The sequence below is a fragment of the uncultured Halomonas sp. genome, from assembly GCF_947501415.1.
In the GTDB taxonomy this organism is placed as follows: domain Bacteria; phylum Pseudomonadota; class Gammaproteobacteria; order Pseudomonadales; family Halomonadaceae; genus Halomonas.
On record NZ_CANMVL010000017.1, the window covers coordinates 110139 to 127583 of the forward strand.

The window sequence follows — 17445 nt, forward strand, 5'->3', positions numbered from 1 at the left end:
GGCTTTCCAGTATCATGTGCGCTCTGTGCCGCAGGCCGCGGCCCCCGATCGTAAAGATTCTCAGAGGCTCCTGGATATGCTCGAACTGCGCGGCGCCCCCGCCCTCTCCGCCTTCCGTCATGCCAAGCTGCTGGCCGCCCTGCGTGATGACGTGGGTGACGTTGCCTCGCTTGGTGCGGAGTATGTGCACTTCGTCGACCATGAGGGCGAGCTTTCTGGCAAGGCCATGTCCGTGCTGGAGCAGTTGCTCGACTACGGGGCCGAGCCTCAGAGCGCCGCCGGGGATGCCGGCGAGGGCCAGCTCTTTCTGGTGGTGCCGCGCATCGGCACCCAGTCACCCTGGTCCTCCAAGGCCACCGATATCGCCCATAGCTGCGGCCTGTCCCAGGTGAATCGCATCGAGCGCGGCATCGCCTACCGGGTCAAGCTCAAGGGCATGCTCTCCGAGAAGGCCTTCGAGAAGATCATCGCCATCCTGCATGATCGCATGACCGAGACGGTGCTGACCGACTCCAGCGATGCGGCGCAGCTTTTCGCTCACCATGAGCCGGCTCCCCTGGGTAGCGTCGACCTTCTCGAGGGCGGGCGCGAGGCGCTGGTGACCGCCAACGCCGAGCTTGGCCTGGCCCTGGCGGATGACGAGATCGACTACCTGGTCGAGGCCTTCCGCGAACTGGGGCGCAACCCCACGGATGTCGAGCTGATGATGTTCGCTCAGGCCAACTCCGAGCACTGTCGTCACAAGATCTTCAATGCCGACTGGGTGATCGACGGCGAGGCGCAGACGCACTCGCTGTTCAAGATGATCAAGAATACCTATCAGGCCTCGCCGGACGACATCCTCTCCGCCTACAGCGATAACGCCGCGGTGATCCGGGGGTGCGAGGCGCCGCGCTTCTTCCCGGCCCCGCTGACCGGTCGTGAAGGGGAGCGCGCCACCTACGCCGGCCATAAAGAGCCGATCCAGATCCTGATGAAGGTGGAGACCCACAACCACCCGACGGCCATCGCTCCACACCCCGGAGCGGCCACCGGCGCCGGTGGCGAGATTCGTGACGAGGGGGCCACCGGCATCGGCGGCAAGCCCAAGGCGGGTCTCAGCGGCTTTACCGTCTCCAACCTGCGCATCCCCGAATTCGTGCAGCCCTGGGAGGCGTTCGACTATGGCAAGCCCGAGCGTATCGTCTCGGCGCTCGAGATCATGCTCGAGGGCCCCATCGGCGGTGCGGCCTTCAACAACGAGTTCGGTCGGCCGAACCTCACCGGCTACTTCCGTACCTACGAGCAGGAGGCGATGGGGGCCAATGGCATCGAGCGCCGTGGCTTCCACAAGCCGATCATGATCGCCGGCGGCTACGGCAATGTCCGCGATGGCCACGTGCAGAAAGGTGAGATCCCGGTAGGCGGCAAGCTGATCGTGATGGGCGGCCCGGCGATGCTGATCGGCCTGGGCGGCGGGGCGGCCTCCTCCATGGCGTCCGGTGCCTCCAGCGCCGACCTGGACTTCGCCTCCGTGCAGCGTGGCAATCCCGAGATGGAGCGCCGGGCCCAGGAGGTGATCGACCGCTGCTGGGCGCTGGGCGAGAACAACCCGATGTGCTTTATCCATGACGTGGGCGCCGGCGGTCTCTCCAATGCGCTGCCGGAGCTGGTCAAGGATGGCGAGCGCGGTGGCCTGTTCGACCTGCGCGCGGTACCCAACGCCGAGCCGGGCATGAGCCCGCTGGAGATCTGGTGCAACGAGGCCCAGGAGCGTTATGTGCTGGCGGTGGCGCCGGAGGATCTCGCGACCTTCGAGGCCCTGTGTGCTCGTGAGCGCTGCCCCTACGCCGTGGTTGGCGAGGCCACCGAGGCCCATCACCTGACGGTGCGTGACGGCCACTTCGAGAGCCGGCCCGTCGACCTGCCGATGAGCGTGCTGTTCGGCAAGCCGCCGAAGATGACCCGTGACTTCCAGCGGCAGAGCCATGAGCTGTCGGGCGTGATGCTCGACAACCTCGACCTGCGCGAGGCCATGGATCGTGTCCTGCGCCTGCCCACCGTGGCCTCCAAGAGCTTTCTGATCACCATCGGTGACCGCTCGATCACCGGCCAGGTGGCCCGCGATCAGATGGTCGGGCCCTGGCAGGTGCCGGTGGCCGATGTGGCGGTGACCACGGCGAGCTTCGACACCCATGCCGGCGAGGCGATGGCCATGGGCGAGCGTCCGCCGGTGGCGCTGATCGACCCGGCCGCCAGTGCTCGCCTGGCGGTGGCCGAGGCGATCACCAACCTGGCCGCCGCGCCCATCGAGAAGCTCTCCGACATCAAGCTCTCCGCCAACTGGATGAGTGCCGCCGATCATCCCGGCGAGAACCAGGCGTTGTACGACGCCGTGCATGCCGTGGGGATGGAGCTCTGTCCGGCCCTGGGCATCGCCGTGCCGGTGGGCAAGGACTCCATGTCCATGCGCACCGCCTGGCAGGAAGAAAACAGCTCTGGTGAAGGCCAGACCGAGGAGAAGAGTGTGACCTCGCCGCTGTCGCTGGTGATCACCGGCTTCGCTCCGGTCACGGATGCCATGCGCACCCTGACGCCCCAGATCAATCTGGAGCAGGACGAGTCCGACCTGATCCTGATCGACCTTGGCGGGGGGCGTAATCGCCTGGGCGGCTCCGCGCTGGCCCAGGTCTATGGCCAGGTGGGGGATGAGTGCCCCGACCTCGACGACCCGGAGGACCTCAAGGCGTTCTTCGCGGTGATCCAGGGGCTCAACGCCGAGGGCAAGCTGCTCGCCTACCACGACCGCAGCGACGGCGGCCTGCTGGTGACCCTGCTGGAGATGGCCTTCGCGGCCCATGCCGGCCTCGAGATCAAGCTCGACTGGCTGGTGGACGAGCCGGTGGAGGCCTTCAACGCGCTGTTCGCCGAGGAGCTGGGTGCGGTGATCCAGGTGAGTCGTGAGCACACCGAGGAGGTGCTGGCTCAGTTTGCCGCGGCGGGGCTCGAGACCTGTGGCGTCATCGCGCGGCCGCGCTACGACGATCAGGTGCGGGTGACCCTGTTCGAGGAGCCGCTGCTCGAGACCACGCGGTTACGGACCCAGCGCACCTGGGCCGAAACCAGCTATCGCCTGCAGGCGCTGCGCGACAACCCCGAGTGTGCCAAGAGCGAGTTTGACGGCCTACTCGACGACCGCGACCCGGGGCTCTCAGCCACCCCCACCTTCGATGTCGACGAGGATATCGCGGCCCCCTATCTCCAGGCACCCGGGCTCAACCTGGCACGGCCGGCGGTGGCGGTGCTGCGCGAGCAGGGGGTCAACGGCCAGGTGGAGATGGCCTGGGCCTTCGACCGTGCCGGCTTCGAGTCGGTGGATGTGCATATGAGCGATATCCTGGCGGGCAGGGTGTCGTTGGATGAATTCAAGGGCCTGGTGGCCTGTGGTGGCTTCTCCTACGGCGACGTGCTGGGTGCCGGCGGTGGCTGGGCCAAGTCGGTGCTGTTCAACGAGCGTGCTCGCGACCAGTTCGCGGCCTTCTTCCAGCGCGAGGACAGCTTCTCGCTGGGGGTGTGCAATGGCTGTCAGATGCTTGCCCAGCTCAAGGAGCTGATTCCCGGGGCCGAGGCGTGGCCGCGTTTCGTGCGCAACGAGTCGGAACAGTTCGAGGCCCGCGTGGCCATGGTCCAGGTGGAGAAGAGCGCCTCGATCCTGCTGGCCGGCATGGAGGGCTCGCGACTGCCCATCGCCGTGGCCCATGGTGAGGGCCGCGCCGAGTTCCGTGACAGCGCCCACCTGCGCAAGCTGCAGGGCAGTGGCGAGGTGGCCCTGCGCTACGTGGACAACTACGGCCAGGTCACCACTCGCTATCCGGCCAACCCCAACGGCTCGCCTTCCGGCATCACCGGGCTCACCACCCCGGACGGCCGGGTCACCATCATGATGCCCCATCCGGAGCGGGTGGTGCGTGCGGTGACCAACTCCTGGCGTCCCGCCGAGTGGACCCAGGACGGTGCCTGGCAGCGGCTGTTCCGCAACGCCCGCGTCTGGCTCGGCTGATCGCTTAGCAACTCTCCGTACCTCGCGACGCCCGGGAGCACTTGTTCTGCCCCGGGCGTCGTCATTCTGGCTCACGTCGGTCTTCCAGTAGCAAGTCAAGGCGCACTCGACATGCCGGTCGTTATCGCGATCCAGTCGAGTCGCGACAAGGCGGCCCCGGGGCGCTATGGGGCCAGGCTATGGGGCTACGTTAAGGGGCTACCGGCGTCAGCCGGTAGAGCGCACCATTCGTGGCGTCCTCGAGCAGATAGATGGTGCCGTCGGGTCCCTGACGGACGTCGCGGATGCGTCCGATCTCGCCCTCCAGCAGGACTTCGTGTTCCACCACCTCATCTCCTTCCAGCGCCAGGCGGATCAGGCGTTCACTGGCCAGGCCACCGGCCAGAAAGTGACCCTGCCAGGCGGTGAAGGTGTCGCCGCTGACCTCGACCAGCCCCGAGGGGGCGAAGCGTCCGTCGAAGACATGCACGGGATCACGCATGCCCGGTGCGCTGTCACGACCGATGGGCTGATTGGTGGCGTAGTTGTTGCCGCGGCTGACTATCGGCCAACCATAGTTGTCGCCGCCCACCAGGCGGTTGAGTTCGTCGCCGGTACGCGGACCGTGTTCGGTGGACCAGGGGGTGCCATCCTGAGCGACGGTGAGTCCCTGGGGGTTGCGGTTGCCCATCGTGAACAGCTCGTCGAGCACCGCGGCGTCGTCGACGAAGGGGTTGTCGGGCGGCACGCCGCCGGTGTCGGTCAGGCGCAGCACACTGCCGGCATGATCACCGCCATCCTGGGCGCGGGACGGCTCGCGCCCGCGGTCGCCGATGCTCATCAGCAGCGTGCCGTCGGGGAGCCAGGCGAGCCGCGAGCCATAGTGGCGCCCGGGGGCGGAGAAACGGCCCTGCTCGAAAAGCGTCTCGATATGGCTCAGGGAGTCGTCGCCCAGCCGCGCCCGGGAGAGAGTGGTGGCGCTGCCACCGCTGCCGGGCTGGCTCCAGGTGAAGTAGAGCCAGTCGTGCTTACCATCGCCGAAGCGCGGGTGCAGGGCGAGATCGAGCAGGCCACCCTGGCCGCGAGTGCTCACCTCTGGGACACCCTCCAGACGGGAAATCTGGCCCGCCTGGTCGATGCGTGCCAGACGCCCCGGGCGTTCACTGACCAGCAGGTCGCCGTCGGGCAGAAAGGCCAGCGACCAGGGGTGTTCGAGCCCGGCGGCGATGCGCTCCAGGCGCAGCGTGTGGTGATCGCTCTCCAGGTCATCGATCAGGGTCTCGGCCGCCTGGGCCGAAGCGCCGAGGGGCAGACCGCCCAGCAGCAGGGCGAGGGTCAGACTGCGCAACGTGGTCGGCATAATGCGGGCCTCCTTCAGAATCGATTCGGGTTCTTATCGACCAGCATAGACCGGCACCCGCCTCTGGTGCGGCGGTGTGGGCGAAGGGTGGGGCGTCCCGGCCCTTCAGTATGGCTCGGCAGCATGGTGTAGCACTTCTTCATAAGCGGTAATTAAACGCTGTGGCCTCTTGAGTGTGTGCTAGCTTGCTTGAACAGCGGTTGTTTATCCGAACGGCACGCTGGAGTCAGCTAGACAGCTAGACAGCTGGACAAAGGCGTCGTCGCGACTCTTGCCATAACGCTCAGGGGGAGTCCCATGTTTCTCAGTATGCACGAGCAAGAGCGGCTAATGATCTACACGGCCGGCAAGCTGGCGCTGGAGCGCAAGGAGCGTGGCCTCAAGCTCAACCTTCCCGAGGCCACGGCACTCATCACCTCGTATCTGCTCGAGGGGGCTCGCAATGGCGAAACGGTTGCCGACCTCATGGAGTCGGGGCGTCACGTGCTGAGCCGCGATGATGTGATGGAGGGGGTGCCGGAGATGCTCGCTCAAGTGCAGGTCGAGGCGACCTTCCCCGACGGCACCAAACTCGTGACGGTAACGGGGCCAGTACAATGACCAGAAAACCATCCAATCCGTTCGGGCCACCTGAAAAGATGGCTGCCGATTCGCCGAAGGCGGAGCATGCCTCCGATGCACCCGGTTACAAGATCGAGAAGCGGACACGCTCCTCGGGTGCCCATTCGCCAAGCGAGCCCCGTCGACCAGGCTCCGGGGCGCGGCAGGCGCCGCGTCGGGAGTCGATGGGGCGGCTCGAGGAGAGCGATCCTCTGGTGCCCGGAGAGGTCCTCTACGGAGAGGGCGATGTCGAGATCAATGCCGGTCAACCCATCACCACGATCAGGGTGATCAATGCCGCGGATCGTCCGGTGCAAGTCGGTTCGCACTATCACTTCGCCGAGGCCAACGAGGCGCTCGAGTTCGACAGGGAGGCGGCCTGGGGCAAGCGACTCAACGTGCTCTCGGGGGGCGCCGTCCGCTTCGAGCCCGGGGCCGTGGAAGAGGTCGAACTGATCCCTATTCGGGGGCGACGCATCGTGCCCGGTCTGCGTGGGCTCTGCCGAGGAGGTCTCGATGGGTAAGATTTCCCGTTCGGAATATGTGGCGTCGTATGGTCCGACCAAGGGCGATCGTATTCGCCTCGCCGATACCAATCTGGTCATCGAGGTCGAGGAGGACCGCTGTGGCGGCGGCGACGAGGCGGTTTTCGGCGGCGGCAAGTCGGTGCGTGAGTCGATGGGGCAGTCCACGGCGACGCGTGCCGAGGGCACCCCGGATCTGGTGATCACCGGTGCGGTCATTCTCGACCACTGGGGCGTGATCAAGGCCGATATCGGCGTGCGCGACGGCCGTATTACCGCGATCGGCAAGGCCGGCAATCCCGACACCATGGATGGCGTGCACCCCGACCTGGTGATCGGTCCCTCGACCGAGATCATGGCGGGTAACGGGCTGATCGCCACGGCGGGTGCGATCGACACCCATGTGCACTTCGTCGGCCCCCAGATGATGCAGATCGCCCTGGCATCGGGAACCACTACCGTGCTGGGCGGTGGCACGGGGCCCACCGAAGGGTCGAAGGCTACCCTCGCGACTCCCGGTTCCTGGTGGATGGAGCGGATGCTGGAGAGCTTCGATCCCTGGCCGGTCAATGTGCTGTTTCTCGGGCGCAGCAACACCATGTCCCACGAGGCGATGTGGGAGCAGCTCCGCGGTGGCGTGGGCGGCTTCAAGGTGCATGAGGACTGGGGGGCGACGCCAGCGGTCATCGACGCCGTGCTGCAGGTGGCCGACGCCTCGGGGGTTCAGGTCGCGATCCACTCGGACACCCTCAACGAGGCCGGGTTCGTCGAAGATATGCTCAAGGCGGTAGACGGTCGCACCTTTCACTCCTTTCATACCGAAGGCGCCGGTGGCGGGCACGCGCCGGATATCATCCGCATCGCGGGCGAGGCCAACGTGCTGCCGGCGTCGACCAACCCGACACGGCCGTTCACTCGCAATACCGTGGACGAGCACCTCGACATGGTGATGGTGGCGCACCACCTCAACCCGCAGGTGCCCAACGACCTCGCCTTCGCCGAAAGCCGGGTTCGCGCGGGAACGATCGCGGCCGAGGACGTGCTGCAGGATCTCGGCGCGATCTCGATCATGTCGTCGGACGCCCAGGCGATGGGGCGGATCGGCGAGGTGGTGATCCGTACCTGGCAGACCGCGCACCAGATGAAGAAGCTGCGGGGGCCCCTGTCGGGAGACGCCAACGCCGACAATCACCGGGCGCGCCGCTATGTGGCAAAGTACACGATCTGCCCCGCGGTGGCCCATGGGCTCGAGAAGCATATCGGCTCCATCGAGGTGGGAAAGAAGGCCGACCTGGTGCTGTGGCAGCCGGCCCTCTTCGGCATTCGACCCACTATCGTCTTCACGGGAGGGATGGCCGCGACGGCCGCGCTTGGTGACCCTAACGCCTCGATTCCTACCCCTCAACCCGTACTCGAGCGACTCGGTTTCAATGTCTACTCCCCCGCTGCCGGGGCAACCAGCATGGCGTTCGTCTCCCAGACGGCGATCGATGATGGGCTACCCGGGCGTGTGAATACCCACCGACAGTTTGTCGCCATCGAGAGCTGCCGCGGCAGAACCAAGATGGATATGCCCGAAAACCAGGCGCTGCCCAGGATCGAGGTCGATCCCAATACCTATGCGGTGAAGATCGATGGCGAGCTCGTCGACCACGAGCCTACCGATGACGTGCCGATGGCGCAGCGATACTTTCTCTTCTAGGCAGGAAGGCATATGGCACAGGGACAGGCGGCGCTACTTCTGCTTGCGGATGGTCGCTTGCCGGCAGGCGGCTATGCGCACTCCGGCGGGCTAGAGCCGACGGTACAGGCGGGCAGGGTGTCGGATGCGGCGGGGCTCGAGCAGTTTCTTGTCGGCCGAGCCGAAACCACGGGCTTCGTTGCCGCGGTCTTCGCCGCCGCCGCCTGTGAGCGTGCGGTACGGGATGACATCGCGGCGTTGTCGGCGTTGGAGTCCGAGCTCGACGCACGTACACCCTCCCCGGAACTGCGCTCGGTGTCGCGAACGCTCGGCAGGCAGTTGCTTCGAGTGATGAGCACCATTCACCCCCATCCGCACTTCGCGCTGCTCGGCACCGCGCCCCATCAGCCTGTGGTCATGGGGGTGGCCGCCGCGGCGCTCGGCCTCGGCCCTCGCGACGCCGCGCTGGCCATCCTGCACGAGAGCGTGGCGGGGCCGGCCGCGGCCGCGGCGAAACTGATGCGCATCGACCCCTTCGATGTCCACGCCGCCCTCGCGCGGGCGACCGAACGGCTCGACCGCCTGGCAGACGCCGCCGCCAATCACGCCGATGCTCCCGCAAGCGAACTGCCTTCGCGGGGGGCTCCCCTGAGCGATATCGCGGCCGAACACCACAGGAGCTGGAATGTACGCCTCTTCGCCTCGTGAACATTCATCTCATAAGTATTCACCTCATGAACATTCGCCTCGTGAGCCTGTACGTCGTGATCAGGGGGCGAGACGGCCGGGTGCCATGTCGTCACGGGCGGTGCTGACCACCGAGGCAGACGTCCTGGCACGCTCGAGGGTCGGTGTATTGCGCTCCCAGGGGGCACTCGTCCTGCGTCCGGCCCATCCCAAGGAGTCGGAGCCGCTGACCCATCGTCGTCGCGAGGTGGCGCGTGTCATGCTGGCCGCCGGCGCCGCTGGCCCGCTCGGCGGCGACGACTATTCGCTCGATGTGCATGTCGGGGCAGGCAGCACACTGGTGCTGACCGAGGCCTCGGCGATGCTGGTGCTGCCGGGTCCGTGTGGCGGGCGTTCGCATATGCGAATCAATGTGTATGTCGGCGAGGGCGCCACCTTCGTCTGGCTGCCGGAGCCGATCATCGCGGCTCGTGGCTGTGACCATGAGCATGACGTGCGGGTCCGCCTCGAACGCGGTGCCCGGCTGGTGATGCGTGAGGAGACGCTGCTCGGGCGACACCGCGAACCACCGGGAGATTTCCGCACCACCCTGCGCGTGACCCATGACGATACCCCCCTCTATCACCAGCAGCTGTGCGTTGGGCCGCAGGCCGATGGCTGGCGTGGTGCCGCCGTCGTGGGCGAGAACGGCGCCGTCGGGTCGATCATTGCGGTCGACCCCGCCTGGGAGAGCGGGGCTCCGGCCACCTCCGCCTTTCATTCCAGCGCCATCCTGGCGCCACTGCCGGGGCCGGGCATGCTCGTCAGTGCCGTGGCACCCGATAGCCTGCAGCTTCGCCGGCGCCTGAGCGCCGGACTCGACACGCTTGGGGCGCCGTGGGCACCCAGGGATGCCCCCCTGCCCGAACCCGAGGGCCACCGTGATGAGGTGGTCAGCGAAACTGAGCACACAGGTGCCGGATAAACCGGCCACGGAGGAGAACAGCATGGCGAAGACAACCCCGCCGAACGAGCATCGTGCACTGAGGATCGGTGTCGCCGGTCCCGTGGGAACCGGGAAAAGCTCGGTGATCGCGACGCTGTGCCGCAGTCTCAGCGATGAATTCGTCATCGGCGTGATCACCAACGATATCTACACCGACGAGGACGCGCGCTTCCTGCGCTCCGAGGGCGTGCTGCCGGCCGAGCGAATCCGTGCGGTGGAGACGGGCGCCTGCCCCCATACCGCGATTCGCGACGACGTGACCATGAACCTGATCGCCATCGAGGACCTCGAGCGTGACTTTGCCCCGCTGGACATCGTGCTCGTCGAGAGTGGCGGAGATAACCTCACCGCGACTTTCTCGCCGGCCCTCATCGATGCACAGCTCTTCGTGCTCGACGTCGCCGGGGGCGGCGATGTGGCGCGCAAGGGCGGCCCCGGCATCGGTGGCGCCGACCTGCTGGTCATCAACAAGGTCGACCTCGCCGAGCATGTCGATGTCGACGTCGAGCAAATGGTCACAGATGCCGAGAAGGCCCGCGAGGGGCGCCCGGTACTGGCGATATCACGCAAGCGCCCCGAGACCACGAGCCAGCTTTGCGACTGGGTGCGGCAACTACATCGCGCCTACGCCGATGGCAGCCATGCCCCGGTCGATCCCGGCCCCATGGCGCCGCACTTCCACGCAACAGACGATGGCAGTCACGTACACAGCCACGGAGGCGGGCATACTCATCACCAACATGGTCATGAGTGACGCATGGAGACATGGAGCCACCGGGCTCAACACGGCGATCAGCGCCACAGGCGGTTGAGGTCATACTTTTGGGTCAAGGTAGGAGGAGTAACATGCAATCACACGAACTGACGCGACGCATCGGGTGGGGCGCGGCCCTTCTGCTGTTGCCAGCCTTGGCTTATGCCCATGTCGGCAGCGGATACTCGGGAGGGATGGCGCAGGGCTTCCTGCACCCCTGGATGGGCATCGATCACATGGCTGCCATGCTCGCGGTCGGTCTCTGGGCCGCCCAGCGAGGTGGGCGTGCCATCTGGGTCGTGCCCGTCAGCTTCATGACGGTCATGCTGCTCGGCGGCGCGATCGGCATGGCGGGAGTCGCCCTGCCATGGGTCGAGCCGGGCATCGTGGCGTCGGTGCTTGTCCTCGGCCTGCTGGTTGCGGCCTCGGTGCGTTTGCCGCTGCTGGCGAGTGGCGGCCTGGTTGGCCTGTTCGCGGTGTTCCATGGCCATGCTCACGGCACCGAGATGCCGGCGATGGCGTCGGGGCTGGCCTACGGTATCGGCTTTGTTATCGCCACCGCGGCTCTGCATGGCTGTGGAGTGGGCCTGGGCCACCTCGCCAGGCGCTGGGCCAGCCCGCGCATCGCGCAATACGCCGGCGCCCTTATCGCCGCCTTCGGGCTCTATCTCGGCTTCGCCTGACCCTTGTGTGGTTAACCGAATGCAGCGGGCGGGGTGACCCTGTCCGCTGCGTTGCCGAGCATTGCGAGCCGGGCTGACGCAGCCACCATCGCCCGGTAGACTGGCGCCCCCTCAGTGTGGGAGGTGCCTGATGATCGAAAAGCCTGTGCCAAGTCTGCGACCCTATCAACGGGAGGCGGTGGGGCGAGTCATCGAGCACTTCCGTGGGTCCGACGACCCGGCAGTGGTGGTGCTGCCCACCGGCAGCGGCAAGTCGCTGGTGATCGCCGAGCTGGCGCGCCTGGCCCGCGGGCGGGTGCTGGTGCTGGCCCATGTGCGTGAACTGGTGGAGCAGAACCACGCCAAGTATCTGGCCTACGGCCTCGAGGCCGATATCTTCAGCGCCGGCCTGGGGCGCAAGGAGTCCGAGCGGCAGGTGGTGTTTGGCTCGGTACAGTCGGTGGTGCGTGGCCTGGACCGCTTCGCTTCTCCGGCCCCGGGGCAGGGCAACTTCACCCTGCTGGTGATCGACGAGTGCCACCGTGTCTCACCGGCGGAGGACGCCAGCTACCGGCGGGTGATCGACCGACTGCGCTTGGCCAACCCCCGGCTCAAGGTGCTGGGGCTGACGGCGACGCCTTATCGTCTCGGCCAGGGCTTCATCTACCACCGCCACCATCATGGCATGGTGCGCGGTGAGGCCGATTGCTTCTTCCAGGCGTGTGTCTTCGAGCAGCCGCTCAGGCTGATGGTCAAGCAGGGCTACCTGGCCGAGCCGGTGAGGGTGGACGCGGCGGTGGAGCGCTACGACTTCTCGGCGCTCACGCCGACCACGAGTGGGCTCTTCCGGGAGGAGGAGCTCAATCGAGTGGTTGCGGGCCATCGTGCCACGCCGGGCATCATTGCCGAGGTGGTTGAGCGAGCCCGGGATCGCCAGGGGGTGATGCTGTTTGCCGCCAGTGTGGCCCATGCCGAGGAGATCCTCGGCTATCTGCCGGCAGAGGAGTCGGCGCTGATCACCGGCGAGACGCCCTCGGCCGAGCGTGAACGGATCATCGACGTCTTCAAGGCGCGCAAGCTGAAGTACCTGGTCAATGTGGCGGTGCTGACCACCGGCTTCGATGCGCCGCATGTCGACCTGATCGTTATCCTGCGCCCCACCGAGTCGGTGAGCCTCTACCAGCAGATCGCCGGCCGCGGGCTGCGCCTCGCGCCGGGCAAGCGCGACTGCCTGATCCTCGACTACGCCGGTAACCCCTGGGATCTCTACGCCCCCGAGGTGGGATCACCCAAGCCGACAGGCGACAGCGAACCGGTGCAGGTGGAGTGCCCGGCCTGCGGTCATGCCAATCTGTTCTGGGGCAAGCGCGACGGCGACCTGGTGATCGAGCATTTCGGGCGTCGTTGCCAGGGGCTGGTGCTTTCCAATCGCGCCCGACCCCGAGCGAAAAGCGTAACTTCAACGTCGACGTCGACGGCGATGGAGCAATGTTCGTTTCGCTTTCGTTTCAAGGTGTGTGGCGACTGCGGCGCCGAGAACGATATCGCCGCCCGGCGCTGCCATGGCTGCGGCGTCCAGCTGGTGGATGCCGACGACAAGCTCAAGGAGGCGTTGCGCCTGCGTGACGCCCGGGTGCTGCGGGTCGCCGGCATGCAGCTGGAGGCCACCGTCAACGGCCGCGGCCTGCCTCGCCTCAAGGTCACCTACCATGACGAGGATGGCACGACGCTAGCCGAGTGGTTCGCCCTTGAGACCCCGGCCCAGCGCGGCGCCTTCGCTGCGGCCTTCCTGCGTGAGCATCTGCGCGCCCCGGGGGTGCCGTTTCGGCCTGAGACCCCAGAGCAGGTGATCGCCGAGCGTCACCGCCTGCGTCATCCCGACTTCGTGGTGGGACGCAGGGTGGGGCGCCACTGGCAGGTGCGCGAGAAGCTGTTCGACTATGTCGGGCGCTTTCGCCGGGCGGTTGAGGCGGAGTAGGGCGGCTGGCTAGTCTGGGGAGCAGGCGAGCCGCATCCAGGGTGTCGGCGCTTCAGGCGTGCGGGTCGTCGTCGCTTCCCGGTTCGTCATGTTCCTTCTGCTCTTGAAGGTAGCGGTCACGGTGGGCGCTGGAGCAGAACCACTCGCCCTGCGCGCGCTGGGCTTCGCTCTCGGGTACATGCACCTGGCACCAGGCGCAGCGCACCATCTTATTGCCCCGGGAGTCGTCGCGGTCGTCCTCCAGCAGCTCTTCACGGTTCAGCTTCCACTCTCGGTACATGCGGTATAGCTTGAGGCCGGCGAAGAACAGCACGGCGAAGATGATCAGGCGTATTATCAAGAGGTTCATCCGGGTGACTCCCAGGTGGGGTGGTCGGCTTTGCCAGTCGGCCGCCCATGCGGGACAATGAGGGTATTCATTGATTCTCGAGAGATTTCCAAGCCCATGCAAGACCTGACGCTGGTGATGGCTCAGCTGGACCCCCTGGTAGGGGATATTCCCGGCAACACCGATCGCGCCATCGAGGCGGTGCGCGAGGCGCGCATCGAGCATGGCGCCGATATCGTGGTGCTGCCCGAACTCTGTCTGACCGGCTATCCGCCGGAGGACCTGCTGTTGCGACCCTCCATGGAGAGTCGTCTGCGCGAGGCTCGCGCTCGGATGGCGGCCAAGGTCGTGCGTGATGTGCTGGTGATCGTCGGTTATCCCGGCCGTCGCGAGGGGCAGCTCTGGAACCTCGCCGGTGCGCTCTTCGACGGCGAGTGGCTGGGTGAATATGCCAAGCAGGCGCTGCCCAACTATGAGGTGTTCGACGAACAGCGCTACTTTGCTCGGGGCAGCGAGCCGCTGGTGGTCGAGCATCGGGGCGCGAAGCTGGGTCTGCTGATCTGCGAGGATCTCTGGGAGGAGGCCCCGGCGCGGCTGGCGAAGGAGGCCGGCGCCGAGATCCTGATCAGCCTCAACGCCTCGCCCTTCCATCAGGACAAGCCTGCCGAGCGGTTGCGTCTGCTGGAGGAGCGTGCCGCGGCGGTGTCGCTGCCCATCGTCTATGTGAACCAGATCGGCGGTCAGGACGAGCTGGTGTTCGACGGCGGTTCGGCCTGCGTGGACGCTTCCGGCGAGCTGTGCGTGCAGGCGCCCCACTGGGCCGTGGGCGTGATGCCGGTGCAGTTTATTCACCGCCAGGGCGGCTGGGTGCCCCAGGCCGGCGAGACCGAGCCCGACGTCGAGCCGGAAGAGAATCTCTATTGTGCGCTGGTTACCGGCCTGCGTGACTACGTCAACAAGAGCGGCTTCGAGGGCGTGGTGCTGGGACTTTCGGGGGGCATCGACTCCGCCCTGTCACTGGCGATTGCCGTGGATGCCCTGGGCCCCCAGCGGGTACAGGCGGTGATGATGCCCTACCACTATACCGCCGATATCTCCCGGCAGGATGCCGCCGAACAGGCCGATATGCTGGGCGTGCACTACGAGGTGATGCCCATCGAGCCGATGGTGGAGGCGTTCATGGAGACCCTCTCCGGTACCTTCGAGGGCACGACGCGGGACACCACCGAGGAGAACCTGCAGTCCCGCTGTCGTGGCGTGCTGTTGATGGCGATCTCCAACAAGAAGGGCCTGATGGTGCTGACCACCGGCAACAAGAGCGAGATGGCGGTGGGCTACTCCACGCTCTATGGCGATATGGTGGGCGGCTACAACGCCATCAAGGATGTCTACAAGACCTGGGTCTACCGTCTGGCGCGCTGGCGCAACACCCAGTCGCCGGCCATCCCCGAGCGGGTGATCGAGCGTCCGCCCTCCGCGGAGCTGGCACCCGACCAGAAGGACAGCGACTCGCTGCCCGACTACGACACCCTGGATGCCATTCTGGTGCGCTATATCGAGGGCGACATGAGTGCCGAGGCGATCATCGAGGCGGGCTTTGACCGCGATGATGTCTACCGGGTGGTCAAGCTGGTGGACCGTTGCGAGTACAAGCGTCGCCAGGCACCGGTGGGGGTGAGGGTAACCCGCCGCGGGTTTGGTCGCGATCGCCGCTACCCTATCGTCAATGGCTGGCAGCCCGGCGAATAGCGCCGACGAGCTACGAGCTACGAGCTACAAGAGCGGAGCTACAAGTGCCGAGCTACAAGAAAACCCGGAGGCCAAGGCCTCCGGGTTTTCTTTTACTTCGAGCGATCACGTGATTCTGACGTGTAGCCTGCCGCCGGTCAGGCCGAGATCGAGTCGGCGTCGACGTGGCGGGGCGTGAAGGTGCGGCCCCGCAGTTGCTCGTGGTCGGGGGCGTTGTCGATCAGCACGCGCAGGGTCTCGCGGGCGCGGTCGCGCATCTCCAGGCCCAGGTAGCCCTCGACCATGACCGCCAGGGCGTCGCGAGTGGCCTCGCTCTGGGGGTAGTTCTCGATCACCCAGCGGCCGCGCTCCACGGCGGCGAGGTAGGCGCCGCGGCGCATGTAGTAGTCGGCGACATGCAGCTCATGGCGCGAAAGCAGATTGCGCAGGTAGATGATGCGCTGGCGAGCATCGGGTGCGTACTGGCTGTTGGGGTAGAGCCTGCCGAGCTCGCGGAAGTCGCTGTAGGCATCACGGGAGGCGCCCAGGTCGCGCTTGGAGATGTCGATCAGCTTGAGACGCTCGAGGCTGAAGCGACCGGCCTGCCAGGCGGCCAGCCCCCGCATGTAGAGGGCATAGTCGGCCTGAGGGTGGCTGGGGTGCAGGCGGATAAAGCGGTTGGCCGCCGCACGGGTCGCCTCCCAGTTGCCGGTCTCGTAGTAGGCGTATATAAGCTCCAGCTGGGCCTGTTCGGCGTGAGCACCGAACGGGAAGCGGGTATCGAGCGCCTCGAGCCGGGAAATCGCCGCGGTAAAGTTGCCGCGGTCCAGGGAGTCGCGCGCCTCCTCGTAGAGTTCGCGCTCACCGAGGTTGGCATACTCGACCTCTTCCTCCGCGACCCGCTGTGAGGGGCTGGCTTGTGCACTGCTGTCGCTCTCGTCGCGCGAGGCGTCGGAGCCACCGCCGAACAGGGAACAGCCGGTCAGCAGGCTGGTAGCCAGGAGCAGGGCCGCGAAACGGGCAGGGGTGTTGGAAACGCGCATCGTGATCCTCGTGGCAAACAACGCGGACGGGCCGTGTTAGAATCGGCCGTAAACCCGCCCACTATAAAGCACTGCGTGGCAAAACGCAGTCATCGGCGGCGCCCGATTCCGATCCCCGAAACGGTCACTCTCTTCATGTCCCAGACCTTCGAAGCACAGCAGCGTGTTCCCGACGCCATGGCCGGCCAGCGGCTCGACCAGGCCGCGGCGGAGCTCTTCTCCGACTTTTCCCGCGAGCGCCTGAAGGCCTGGATCAAGGCCGGCGACCTGACCCTGGATGACCAGCCGGCGCGCCCCAAGGATAAAGTCTACGGAGGCGAATGGCTGCGCCTCTGCACCGAAGTCGAGGACGATACCCGCTTCGAGCCCGAGGATATTCCCCTCGAGGTGGTGTACGAGGATGAGCAGGTGCTGGTGGTCAACAAGCCGCCGGGTCTGGTGGTGCACCCGGCAGCAGGCAACCCGAATGGCACCCTGCTCAATGCGCTGCTGCATCACGACCCGGCGCTGGCGACGGTGCCCAGGGCCGGCATCGTTCATCGCCTGGACAAGGACACCAGTGGCCTGATGGTGGTGGCCAGAACGCTGGCCGCCCAGACGGCGCTGGTGGAGCAGCTGCAGGCGCGCACGGTGTCACGGGAGTATGACGCCATCTGCGTTGGGGTGATGACTGCCGGCGGCACGGTGAACGCGCCGATCGGCCGACATGCCAAGGATCGCAAGCGCCAGGCGGTGACCGCCGCCGGCAAGCCGGCGGTGACCCACTACCGAGTGGTCGAGCGCTTCCGTGCTCATACCCATGTGCGCTGCCGGCTGGAGACCGGGCGTACTCACCAGATCCGCGTGCACCTGGCGCATCTGCGCTACCCGCTGGTCGGCGACCCCGTCTACGGCGGTCGTCTGAAGTTGCCCGCCGGCTCCTCGGATACGCTCAAGGAGATTCTGCGCGAGTTTCCGCGCCAGGCGCTGCACGCCCGCCGGCTGGCTTTCGTGCATCCGGGCAGTGGTGAGACGATGAGCTTCCGGGCGGCCCTGCCGGACGACCTGTTGATGTTGCTCGACTACCTGCGTGACGACCACGAGACGATGCGCTGAAC

At 66.5% G+C, this 17445-nt stretch carries 14 protein-coding genes; 11 read left to right on the top strand and 3 right to left on the bottom strand.

Features of this window, described 5'->3' with window-relative positions; genetic code table 11:
- The first annotated feature begins 76 nt into the window (after positions 1–76).
- On the top strand, positions 77–4039 hold the full coding sequence (gene purL / locus Q0894_RS12285; RefSeq protein ID WP_299235758.1) for a phosphoribosylformylglycinamidine synthase: 3963 nt from the start codon (positions 77–79) through the stop codon (positions 4037–4039).
- A gap of 190 nt (positions 4040–4229) precedes the next feature.
- On the opposite strand, the gene Q0894_RS12290 is transcribed toward purL, so the two are convergent.
- The gene (locus Q0894_RS12290) at positions 4230–5378 is read right to left on the bottom strand and encodes a PQQ-dependent sugar dehydrogenase (protein WP_299235761.1); all 1149 of its coding nucleotides are present in this window, start codon (positions 5376–5378) and stop codon (positions 4230–4232) included.
- Between the two features lie 297 nt (positions 5379–5675).
- Between Q0894_RS12290 and Q0894_RS12295 the strand changes: the two genes are divergently transcribed.
- The 8 genes from Q0894_RS12295 to Q0894_RS12330 all read left to right on the top strand — a co-directional run bounded on the left by Q0894_RS12295 (position 5676) and on the right by Q0894_RS12330 (position 13249).
- Positions 5676–5978, top strand: a complete 303-nt coding sequence (locus tag Q0894_RS12295; RefSeq protein ID WP_132045202.1) for an urease subunit gamma — start codon at positions 5676–5678, stop codon at positions 5976–5978.
- Positions 5979–6016: 38 nt separating this feature from the next.
- Complete coding sequence (locus Q0894_RS15780) at positions 6017–6502, top strand: urease subunit beta (RefSeq protein ID WP_366131013.1); 486 nt, start codon at positions 6017–6019, stop codon at positions 6500–6502.
- Complete coding sequence (locus Q0894_RS12305) at positions 6495–8204, top strand: urease subunit alpha (protein ID WP_299235766.1); 1710 nt, start codon at positions 6495–6497, stop codon at positions 8202–8204. The genes Q0894_RS15780 and Q0894_RS12305 overlap by 8 nt, the downstream gene beginning before the upstream one ends.
- A gap of 12 nt (positions 8205–8216) precedes the next feature.
- Positions 8217–8891 (top strand): urease accessory UreF family protein, encoded by a 675-nt coding sequence (locus Q0894_RS12310; RefSeq protein WP_299235768.1) that lies wholly within the window; start codon positions 8217–8219, stop codon positions 8889–8891.
- Between the two features lie 85 nt (positions 8892–8976).
- Entirely contained in the window at positions 8977–9834 is an 858-nt protein-coding gene (locus Q0894_RS12315; protein ID WP_299235771.1) for an urease accessory protein UreD, read from the top strand.
- A 22-nt stretch (positions 9835–9856) separates the two neighbouring features.
- Complete coding sequence (ureG, locus tag Q0894_RS12320) at positions 9857–10609, top strand: urease accessory protein UreG (protein WP_299235773.1); 753 nt, start codon at positions 9857–9859, stop codon at positions 10607–10609.
- 92 nt (positions 10610–10701) lie between these two features.
- Positions 10702–11292, top strand: coding sequence for a HupE/UreJ family protein (locus Q0894_RS12325; RefSeq protein WP_299235776.1), 591 nt, complete (start codon positions 10702–10704; stop codon positions 11290–11292).
- A gap of 130 nt (positions 11293–11422) precedes the next feature.
- Entirely contained in the window at positions 11423–13249 is a 1827-nt protein-coding gene (locus tag Q0894_RS12330) for a DEAD/DEAH box helicase (protein ID WP_299235779.1), read from the top strand.
- A gap of 52 nt (positions 13250–13301) precedes the next feature.
- On the opposite strand, the gene Q0894_RS12335 is transcribed toward Q0894_RS12330, so the two are convergent.
- Positions 13302–13598: a PP0621 family protein gene (locus tag Q0894_RS12335; RefSeq protein ID WP_299235782.1), complete on the bottom strand. Its 297-nt coding sequence runs from the start codon at positions 13596–13598 to the stop codon at positions 13302–13304.
- A gap of 96 nt (positions 13599–13694) precedes the next feature.
- On the opposite strand from Q0894_RS12335, the gene Q0894_RS12340 reads away from it, so the two are divergent.
- On the top strand, positions 13695–15326 hold the full coding sequence (locus Q0894_RS12340; RefSeq protein WP_299235785.1) for an NAD+ synthase: 1632 nt from the start codon (positions 13695–13697) through the stop codon (positions 15324–15326).
- A gap of 137 nt (positions 15327–15463) precedes the next feature.
- Here the strand turns inward: Q0894_RS12340 and Q0894_RS12345 are convergent, their stop codons facing one another.
- Positions 15464–16348: an outer membrane protein assembly factor BamD gene (locus Q0894_RS12345; RefSeq protein ID WP_299235788.1), complete on the bottom strand. Its 885-nt coding sequence runs from the start codon at positions 16346–16348 to the stop codon at positions 15464–15466.
- 135 nt (positions 16349–16483) lie between these two features.
- Between Q0894_RS12345 and rluD the strand changes: the two genes are divergently transcribed.
- Positions 16484–17443, top strand: a complete 960-nt coding sequence (rluD, locus tag Q0894_RS12350; RefSeq protein ID WP_299235791.1) for a 23S rRNA pseudouridine(1911/1915/1917) synthase RluD — start codon at positions 16484–16486, stop codon at positions 17441–17443.
- Positions 17444–17445 lie beyond the last annotated feature (2 nt).